The organism is Mycobacterium sp., from assembly GCF_035506235.1.
GTDB lineage: Bacteria > Actinomycetota > Actinomycetes > Mycobacteriales > Mycobacteriaceae > Mycobacterium.
In genome coordinates this window covers 1-4825 of the sequence record NZ_DATJPU010000316.1, presented here as the reverse complement: position 1 = coordinate 4825, position 4825 = coordinate 1, and the positions used below count along the sequence as shown (strand labels likewise).

Annotated in this window: 5 protein-coding genes; all 5 read left to right on the top strand. The window is 67.0% G+C overall.

Annotation, left to right across the window (positions count from 1 at the left end; translation table 11 throughout):
- Positions 1 to 1122 (top strand): elongation factor G (locus VMD50_RS29295; RefSeq protein WP_325433409.1); only part of this gene is annotated, 1122 nt, incomplete at its 5' end.
- 97 nt (positions 1123 to 1219) lie between these two features.
- The gene (tuf, locus tag VMD50_RS29290; protein WP_325433407.1) at positions 1220 to 2410 is read left to right on the top strand and encodes an elongation factor Tu; all 1191 of its coding nucleotides are present in this window, start codon (positions 1220 to 1222) and stop codon (positions 2408 to 2410) included.
- 181 nt (positions 2411 to 2591) lie between these two features.
- Positions 2592 to 3374, top strand: coding sequence for a PE family protein (locus VMD50_RS29285; protein WP_325433405.1), 783 nt, complete (start codon positions 2592 to 2594; stop codon positions 3372 to 3374).
- Positions 3375 to 3468: 94 nt separating this feature from the next.
- The gene (locus tag VMD50_RS29280) at positions 3469 to 4299 is read left to right on the top strand and encodes an SHOCT domain-containing protein (protein WP_325433404.1); all 831 of its coding nucleotides are present in this window, start codon (positions 3469 to 3471) and stop codon (positions 4297 to 4299) included.
- Positions 4300 to 4348: 49 nt separating this feature from the next.
- A partial coding sequence (locus VMD50_RS29275; RefSeq protein WP_325433401.1) for an SDR family NAD(P)-dependent oxidoreductase occupies positions 4349 to 4825 on the top strand: 477 nt, incomplete at its 3' end.

Here is a 4825-nt window from a genome sequence, read left to right as displayed (position 1 = left end):
AAGCTCACCTACATCCGCGTGTACTCGGGCACCGTCGAGTCCGGCAGCCAGGTCATCAACTCCACCAAGGGCAAAAAGGAGCGGCTGGGCAAGCTGTTCCAGATGCACTCCAACAAGGAGAACCCGGTCGAACGGGCCAGTGCCGGTCACATCTACGCGGTGATCGGTCTGAAGGACACCACCACCGGTGACACCCTGTGCGACCCGAACAAGCAGGTCGTCCTCGAGTCGATGACCTTCCCCGCGCCGGTGATCGAGGTGGCCATCGAGCCGAAGACCAAGAGCGACCAGGAGAAGCTGAGCCTGTCGATCCAGAAGCTCGCCGAGGAGGACCCGACGTTCAAGGTGCACCTGGACCAGGAGACCGGCCAGACCGTGATCGGCGGGATGGGCGAGCTGCACCTGGACATCCTGGTGGACCGCATGCGCCGCGAGTTCAAGGTCGAGGCCAACGTCGGCAAGCCGCAGGTGGCCTACAAGGAGACCATCAAGCGGGCCGCGCAGAACATCGAGTTCACCCACAAGAAGCAGACGGGTGGCTCGGGCCAGTTCGCGAAGGTGATCATCAACCTGGAGCCGTTCACCGGCGAGGACGGTGCCACCTACGAGTTCGAGAACAAGGTCACCGGTGGCCGCATCCCGCGGGAGTACATCCCGTCGGTGGACGCCGGTGCGCAGGATGCGATGCAGTACGGCGTGCTGGCGGGTTATCCGCTGGTGAACCTCAAAGTCACCCTGCTCGATGGCGCCTTCCACGAGGTCGACTCCTCGGAGATGGCGTTCAAGATCGCCGGTTCGCAGGTACTGAAAAAGGCTGCCACGCAAGCACAACCGGTGATTCTGGAACCGATCATGGCCGTCGAGGTCACCACGCCCGAGGACTACATGGGCGACGTGATCGGCGACCTGAACTCCCGCCGTGGCCAGATTCAGGCCATGGAGGAGCGGAGCGGTGCACGCGTGGTCAAGGCGCACGTGCCGCTGTCGGAGATGTTCGGCTACGTCGGCGACCTGCGGTCCAAGACTCAAGGCCGGGCGAACTACTCCATGGTGTTCGACTCGTACGCCGAAGTGCCGGCGAACGTGTCGAAGGAGATCATCGCGAAGGCGACGGGCCAGTGAGCATCAGTTCGGAGTAACCTTGCCGGGTCAGAACCGCGGCACAACGGAAAACACCAACACTGCTTAACAAAGCACCAACAAGTCGGAGGACACAACAGTGGCGAAGGCGAAGTTCCAGCGGACCAAGCCCCACGTCAACATCGGGACCATCGGTCACGTTGACCACGGCAAGACCACACTGACCGCGGCGATCACCAAGGTCCTGCACGATAAGTACCCAACCCTGAACGAGTCGAAGGCGTTCGACCAGATCGACAACGCGCCCGAGGAACGTCAGCGCGGTATCACCATCAACATTTCGCACGTGGAGTACCAGACTGAAAAGCGGCACTACGCCCACGTCGACGCCCCGGGTCACGCCGACTACATCAAGAACATGATCACCGGCGCGGCGCAGATGGACGGCGCGATCCTGGTGGTGGCCGCGACCGACGGCCCGATGCCCCAGACCCGCGAGCACGTGCTGCTGGCCCGCCAGGTCGGGGTGCCCTACATCCTGGTCGCGCTGAACAAGGCCGACGCCGTGGACGACGAGGAGCTGCTCGAGCTCGTCGAGCTGGAGGTCCGCGAGCTTTTGGCCGCCCAGGAATTCGACGAGGACGCCCCGGTCGTGCGCGTCTCGGCGCTCAAGGCGCTCGAAGGCGACGCGAAGTGGGTCGAGTCCGTCGAGGAGCTGATGGCCGCGGTCGACGAGTCGATTCCGGACCCTGTCCGCGAGACCGACAAGCCGTTCCTGATGCCCGTCGAGGACGTCTTCACCATTACCGGCCGCGGCACCGTGGTCACCGGTCGTGTGGAGCGCGGCGTGATCAACGTGAACGAGGAAGTCGAGATCGTCGGCATCAGGCCGACCAGCACCAAGACGACGGTCACCGGCGTGGAGATGTTCCGCAAGCTGCTCGACCAGGGCCAGGCCGGCGACAACGTCGGTCTGTTGCTGCGCGGTATCAAGCGGGAGGACGTCGAGCGCGGCCAGGTCGTCACCAAGCCCGGCACGACCACTCCGCACACCGAGTTCGAGGGCCAGGTCTACATCCTGTCCAAGGACGAGGGCGGCCGTCACACGCCGTTCTTCAACAACTATCGTCCGCAGTTCTACTTCCGCACCACCGACGTGACCGGTGTGGTGACGCTGCCGGAGGGCACCGAGATGGTGATGCCCGGTGACAACACCAACATCTCCGTCAAGCTGATCCAGCCGGTCGCCATGGACGAGGGCCTGCGGTTCGCGATCCGCGAGGGTGGCCGCACCGTCGGCGCCGGCCGGGTCGTCAAGATCATCAAGTAGGTCTGTTCGATACGAGGCCCGGGCTGCCGATCGGCCGCCCGGGCCTCGTGCGTTTCCCGGTCCGCGCAATTGGCGAAACTGAGCCTGGACGGCACAGGTTGCGATAGATTTACACCTATTACGTCCGTGTCTAATGACAGGGCGATTGCTTCGTTAGTCGCGGCCCTCCCGGGAGGTTGGGATGTCGTTCGTGTTCGCGACCCCGGAGTACCTGGCCGGGGCGGCATCCGATCTGGCGAACATCGCCTCGACGATCAGCTCGGCCAACGCTGCGGCGTTGGGCCCGACGTCGGGGGTGCTGGCCGCGGGTGCCGACGAAGTGTCGGCCACCATCGCGACGCTGTTCGGCGCGCATGCCGAGGTCTACCAGGCGCTCAGCGCGCAGGCGGCGTTGTTCCACCAGCAGTTTGTCGAACTCATGAGCGGCGGCGCGGCGCAATATGCTCTCGCCGAGGCCGCGAACGCCTCCCCGCTGCAGACGGTGGAGCAGGCGGCGCTGGGCGGGGTCAGCGCGCCCGGGCAGGCGTCGGCGGCGGCCGTCCCGGCCGGCAACGGCGTCAGCCCCGCGCTGCCGTTCGCGCCCAGCGCGGGTTCCGGCGCGTTCGGTCCCGGCGGCGCCGGTGCGACGGGTCGGCTGGTGGCAAGTGTCGGTCCCGCTGCCGCGGCCGCCGGCGGCGGCGAACCGTTCGGTATGGGCGGAGCCGGTTTCACGGGCAGCTTGGTTGTGGGCCAAAACCTCGGCGCTGTCCCCGCGGCCGGCGGCAGCGGCGGGCTGCTCGGGTCCGGCGGTGCCGTGGGGGCCACGGAAGCCGCCGAGGAGGTCGGCCTCAACGGATACGCGGGGACACCACTGCCCGCGGCGGTGCCGGCGGCGGCGCCTGTCGGCTCGTCGGCGCCGGTACGACCCGCGACGCCGGCCTACTCTGCGGCGACGGCCGCGGCGGCCGAGCCCGCCGAGGAGTGACTCGGGTTCGCAAGCGGTTTGCGCGCCTGGGTATCGCGGCCGCCGGTCGAGCGCTAATCTGACACGGACTTCCCAGCGAGACTAGGAGAGACACGTGTTGGCGCGCTACCTGAAGGCACAGTTGATCGTTTTGCTGTGCGGCGGCCTCGTGGGGCCGATATTTTTGGTCGTCTACTTCACCCTTGGGTTCAAGGACCTGCTGGGCTGGATGCTCTACGTCGGCCTGCTGATCACGGTGGCCGACGTGGTGATCGCGCTCGCACTGGCCAACTATGGGGCGAAGTCGTCCGCCAAGAACGCGGAGCTAGAGCAGAACGGCGTGCTGGCGCTGGCCCAGATCACCGGGCTCAGCGAGACCGGGACGTGGATCAACAATCAACAGGTCGTCAAGGTGCACCTGCACATCGCCGGGCCCGGGTTTCCGCCGTTCGACACCGAAGACCGGGTGATCGCCAGCGTCACGCGCCTGGGCAACCTCAACGCCCGCAAGGTCGTGGTGCTGGTCAACCCCACGACCCGGGAATACCGGATCGACTGGGAACGCAGCGCTCTGGTCAACGGGCTGGTGCCGGCTCAGTTCACCGTGGCCGAAGACAACAGGACCTACGACCTCAGCGGGCAGGCCGGCCCGCTGATGGAGATCCTGCAGATCCTCAAGGCCAACCACGTTCCGCTCAATCAGATGGTCGACATCCGGTCCAATCCCGCACTGCGCCAGCAGATCCAGGCCGTGGTCCGACGGGCGGCCGAACAGCAGGCACCGGCCCCCCAGCCGGCGGCGGCGGGCGGCCCGGCACCGGTCGCCACGCCGCCCCAGCAGTCGATCGCGCAGCGGCTCCAAGAGCTGGAGACGCTGCGGGCCAGCGGTGCGCTGAGCGACCAGGAGTACAGCGGTCGGCGGGCCCAGATCATCTCCGAAATCTGAACCCCGGGTTAGTTAGAACACGTTCCAGTTCCGCTGCTAGCCTTGCTGCGTGGCTGGATCACTGCAGGGACGGGTGGCATTCATCACCGGCGCGGCCCGGGCGCAGGGGAGGTCGCATGCGGTGCGGCTCGCGCGGGAGGGCGCCGACATCATCGCGCTCGACATCTGTGGCCCGGCGGCGGCCACCGTGACCTACACGCCGGCCGCGCCCGAGGACCTGGCCGAAACCGTCCGACTGGTGGAGGCCGAGGGACGCAAGGTGCTGGCCCGCGAAGTCGACATCCGCGATGACGCGGCACTGCGGCAGCTGGTGGCCGACGGCGTCGAACAGTTCGGCCGGCTCGACATCGTGGTGGCCAACGCCGGAGTGCTTGGCTGGGGCCGGGTCTGGGAGCTCACCGACGAGCAGTGGGACACGGTCGTCGGGATCAACCTCACCGGCACGTGGCGCACCCTGCGCGCCACCATTCCCGCGATGATCGACGCCGGCCACGGGGGCTCGATTGTCGTCGTCAGCTCGGCGGCG

Coding starts and splice junctions, on each gene's coding strand:
- VMD50_RS29285 (WP_325433405.1), top strand. CDS start 2,592: ATGTCGTTCGTGTTCGCGACCCCGGAGTACCTGGCCGGGGCGGCATCC.